The sequence below is a fragment of the Acidocella sp. MX-AZ02 genome (genome assembly GCF_000306035.1).
GTDB classification, from domain to species: Bacteria; Pseudomonadota; Alphaproteobacteria; order Acetobacterales; family Acetobacteraceae; genus Acidocella; species Acidocella facilis.
In genome coordinates, this window is sequence record NZ_JH976207.1 from 946,065 (window position 1) to 949,851 (window position 3,787).

A 3,787-nucleotide genomic window follows, 5' to 3' on the forward strand; every position below is an offset into this window, starting at 1 on the left:
CGTCCCAGAGCAGCCCGAACCGTCCGGCGGCGAGATACAGTAAGGCGGCCGCCAGCGCGGGCAGCGCCGCGCCGAGCGTACCGGCCAGCGCCGCCCGCGCGCCGCGCAGCCGCCAGAGCAGTGCAAGCAACAGCAGCGCCTCCGGCGCGCAGACATATTTCACCATCACCCCGGCCCCAAGTCCAAGCCCCGCCAGCCAGGCCGGGCCGCCGCGCAGCACGCACAGCACCGCCAGCGCGATGCAGCAGGCCATGAAAGGTTCGGTATTGGCGGACAGCCCGTCATTGGAGAGCCCGGCCAGCAGCGCGATCCCGCCCACAACCCAGCCGGCCCAGGCCCGCCCGCCCAGCGCCATCACGATGCCCCGCACCGCCCAGCCCTCCAGCCCCAGGCAGAGCGCGCTGGCGATGCGGATGGCCGCGATGCCGGGGATGATCGCCTGAAAGACCGCGAAAATCGCATAAATGCCCGGTGGCTTGTTGTCCCAGATTTGGGTGTAGGGCAGGTGGCCGGCCAGCCAGTCCTGCGCCATCAGCACATACAGGCTCTCATCCCAGTCCAGCACCGAACGATGCAGCACCGGTAGCCGCAGCAGCACGGCCAGGAGCAGAAAACAGGCGACTGGCCAGGCGCGTCTCACCCGGAATTTGTCGCATGCGGGCTTGGCACCTGTCCATCGGGCGGGTGCTTGGCTTGTGTGCTTGCCTTGGGCGCGGGGCTTCGGCACATAGGGCAGCGCACGGAGGAGTGACATGAAGCTTTTCGCCTATTCTCTGGCTGCCTCGCTTTTGGCCGGGTCCATGGCCCTGGCGCAGCCGGCCACCGATGACCCCACCGGCCCGCAGCCCAAGCTGCCGACCCAGCCTCTGCAGATCAAAACCGCCGCCGGCAAGGTTTTCAACTTCACCGTCGAAATCCCGAAGACCCAGCAGCAGCAGGATACGGGCGAGATGTTCCGCACGGACATCCCCGCCGATAGCGGCATGCTGTTCATCTGGCCGCAGCCGCAGAGCACGGCCATGTGGATGAAGAACTGCCCGGTGCCGGAGGACATGGTGTTCATCGGCGCCGACGGGAAAATCGTCTCCATCGCCGAGATGACCGTGCCTTATTCGCTGAAGCCCATCGCCCCGCCGGCGCCGGTGAAGGCCGTGCTGGAGCTGCAAGGCGGGCTGACGGCGAAGGATGATATCAGTGTCGGCGACCAGGTGATTGCCAAGCCCTTCCCGGGGAGCTAAGTCCCCGGGGCAGTTCGGGGCGTGGCGCAGCCTGGTAGCGCGCTTGTTTTGGGTACAAGAGGCCCCCGGTTCGAATCCGGGCGCCCCGACCAGTCAGGAGTGATGTTGCATGCGGGCTCGTATCTTTCTTCCTCCCAAATCGGCCATGCAGTCCGGTCTGGCGCGCACCCATCGTTGGGTGCTGCAATATGAGCCGGAGAAAGCCAAGATCCGCGACCCGTTGATGGGCTGGACCGGCTCCGACGATATGCGCCAGCAGATCCGCCTGAGCTTCGAGACCAAGGAAGCCGCCATCGCCTATGCCGAGGCGCAGGGCATCCCCTATGATGTCGAGATCCCGCCGGCGCGCGTGCATAAGCCGAAATCCTACGCCGATAATTTCCGCGCTGACCGCAAGGAAAACTGGACCCACTAAAAACCAACCCTCTTGGTTTTTGGGGGCGTAGGCGGCCAAGGTTCCGGCACCGCGCAGCGGTGGTGGAAAGCCGCCGGAGGGGTGGGGACTTTTTTCAAAAAGTCCCCACGAACGTTTGGGGTAGTGACGGCGGCGTAGTATACGCCCGGGCGGTTTTGCCGCTTTTTTGTAATAAAGCGGCACCAAAAAACTTTTATCACTTTATTCAGGATTCATGAACGACATGGCCAATCTGCCGGAGCCTATCCTCAATATTGGCGGGGTCCGCTTTGGCAATAACCTGCCGATGGCGCTGATCGCCGGGCCTTGCCAGATCGAAAGCGCCGCCCATGCCTTCGAATGCGCCAGCGCCCTCAAAGAGATCGCTGCACGCCTTGGCATCGGCCTCGTCTTCAAATCCTCCTTCGACAAAGCCAACCGTACCTCGCTGAAGGGCAAGCGCGGTGTCGGGCTGGATGCGGCCTTGCAGATTTTCGCCGACATCAAGGCCAAGCTCGGCTTGCCGCTGCTCACCGATGTGCATGAGCGCGAGCAATGCGCCCCGGTGGCGCAAATCGTCGATATTCTGCAGATCCCCGCCTTCCTCTGCCGCCAGACCGATCTGCTGATCGCCGCCGCCGAAACCGGCGCGGTGGTGAATGTGAAGAAGGGCCAGTTCCTCGCCCCCTGGGACATGAAGAATGTCGTGGAAAAGCTCACCGAATCCGGCAACCCCAAGGTGATGCTGACCGAGCGCGGCACCAGCTTCGGCTATAACACCCTGGTCTCGGATTTCCGCGGCCTGCCGGTGATGGCCGGCTACGGCGCGCCGGTGATTTTCGATGCCACCCATTCCGTGCAGCAGCCGGGCGGGCAGGGCGGCTCCTCCGGCGGGCAGCGCGAATTCGTGCCGGTGCTGGCCCGCGCCGCCGTGGCGGTGGGGGTGGCCGGTTTGTTCATCGAGACCCATCCGGACCCGGATAACGCCCCCTCCGACGGGCCGAACATGATCGCGCTGAAGGATTTCGAGGCGCTGGTGGCGCGGCTGATGGCGTTCGACGCGGTGGCCAAGGCGTGAGCGAGATCTCCGCGCGGGCGCGGATGCTGCGCACGCTCGATACCGAGATGGAGGGGCTGGCGGCGCTGCGCGCGGCTCTGGAGGGCGCGCTGGGCGATGCGTTTCTGGCGGCGGTGGAAGCCATCGAGCAGAGCGGCGGCTCCGTCATCGTCACCGGCATGGGCAAATCCGGCCATATCGGCAAGAAGATCGCGGCCACATTGGCCAGCACCGGCACCCATAGCCATTTCGTGCATCCGGCCGAGGCCAGCCATGGCGATCTCGGCATGGTCGCGCCCAATGATGTGGTGCTGGCGCTGTCCTGGTCCGGCGAGGCGCCGGAGTTGGCGAATATCATCAATTACGCCAAGCGCTTCGGCCATAAATTGATCGCCATCACCGCCCGGCCGGAGAGCGCCTTGGGGCGGGCGGCCGATATCGGGCTGTTTCTGCCCGCCGCCGAGGAAGCCTGCCCGAACGGCGTGGCACCGACCACCTCCACCACCATGACCCTGGTGGCCGGCGACGTGCTGGCGGTACTGCTGCTGGAGCGGCGTGGCTTCACCGCGACGGATTTCCGCCGTTTCCATCCTGGCGGCAAGCTTGGCGCCCAGCTGATCAGCGTGAGCCAGCTCATGCATAAAGGCGCGGAAATGCCGATCATCGGGCAGGATACCATGCTCTCGGCCGGGATTGTGGAGATGACCTCGAAGCGCTTCGGCATTGCCGGGGTGGTGGATGAGGCCGGCGCGCTGATCGGCGTGCTGACGGATGGCGATCTGCGCCGGGCCTTTCAGGGCGGGTTCAAGGATATGCCAGCGCGTGAGGCGATGGGGCGCCGGCATCCGCCGCAAACCATCACCCCGGACGCGATGGCCGCGCAGGCTTTGGCCCGGATGAGCGATACGCAGATTACCTGCATGTTCGTGGTGGAAGAGACCAAGCCCGTCGGGCTGCTGCATATTCACGATCTGCTGCGCGCCGGCGTGGTCTGAGGTTATAAACGGTTTTGGGCGGCTTCGGTTCCGCTGCCCAAATGTCGCTTGTCGCAAAAAAGCGGCATGGACGCGGCATGGTGCCTCAGGACGCTTTATCGAA

General features: G+C 65.0%; 5 protein-coding genes and 1 tRNA gene. 5 read left to right on the forward strand and 1 reads right to left on the reverse strand.

Features of this window, described 5'->3' with window-relative positions; translation table 11 throughout:
- Window positions 1-754, reverse strand: a 754-nt coding sequence (locus tag MXAZACID_RS04690; RefSeq protein WP_205619735.1) for a glycosyltransferase family 39 protein, incomplete at its 3' end; no start/stop codon positions are given.
- Between MXAZACID_RS04690 and MXAZACID_RS04695 the strand changes: the two genes are divergently transcribed.
- The 5 genes from MXAZACID_RS04695 to MXAZACID_RS04715 all read left to right on the forward strand — a co-directional run bounded on the left by MXAZACID_RS04695 (window position 753) and on the right by MXAZACID_RS04715 (window position 3,684).
- Window positions 753-1,238 (forward strand): DUF192 domain-containing protein, encoded by a 486-nt coding sequence (locus MXAZACID_RS04695; protein WP_008492966.1) that lies wholly within the window; start codon window positions 753-755, stop codon window positions 1,236-1,238. The genes MXAZACID_RS04690 and MXAZACID_RS04695 overlap by 2 nt on opposite strands.
- Window positions 1,239-1,253: 15 nt before the next feature.
- Window positions 1,254-1,330: transfer RNA gene (locus MXAZACID_RS04700), tRNA-Pro, on the forward strand.
- A 17-nt stretch (window positions 1,331-1,347) separates the two neighbouring features.
- A complete protein-coding gene (locus MXAZACID_RS04705) occupies window positions 1,348-1,653 on the forward strand; it encodes an ETC complex I subunit (RefSeq protein WP_026438692.1) in 306 nt (101 codons plus the stop codon).
- Window positions 1,654-1,876: 223 nt separating this feature from the next.
- Window positions 1,877-2,710 carry a 3-deoxy-8-phosphooctulonate synthase gene (gene kdsA, locus MXAZACID_RS04710; protein WP_008492968.1) on the forward strand — a complete coding sequence of 278 codons (834 nt, stop codon included), beginning with the start codon at window positions 1,877-1,879 and terminating at the stop codon, window positions 2,708-2,710.
- Window positions 2,707-3,684, forward strand: a complete 978-nt coding sequence (locus tag MXAZACID_RS04715; protein WP_008492969.1) for an SIS domain-containing protein — start codon at window positions 2,707-2,709, stop codon at window positions 3,682-3,684. Before kdsA ends, MXAZACID_RS04715 begins: the two co-directional genes overlap by 4 nt.
- The last annotated feature ends 103 nt before the right edge of the window (window positions 3,685-3,787 follow it).

What these genes read in the sequence shown, in the direction of transcription:
- MXAZACID_RS04695 (WP_008492966.1), top strand. Translation starts at nt 753, where the DNA reads ATGAAGCTTTTCGCCTATTCTCTGGCTGCCTCGCTTTTGGCCGGGTCC.
- MXAZACID_RS04705 (WP_026438692.1), top strand. Translation starts at nt 1,348, where the DNA reads ATGCGGGCTCGTATCTTTCTTCCTCCCAAATCGGCCATGCAGTCCGGT.
- kdsA (WP_008492968.1), top strand. Translation starts at nt 1,877, where the DNA reads ATGGCCAATCTGCCGGAGCCTATCCTCAATATTGGCGGGGTCCGCTTT.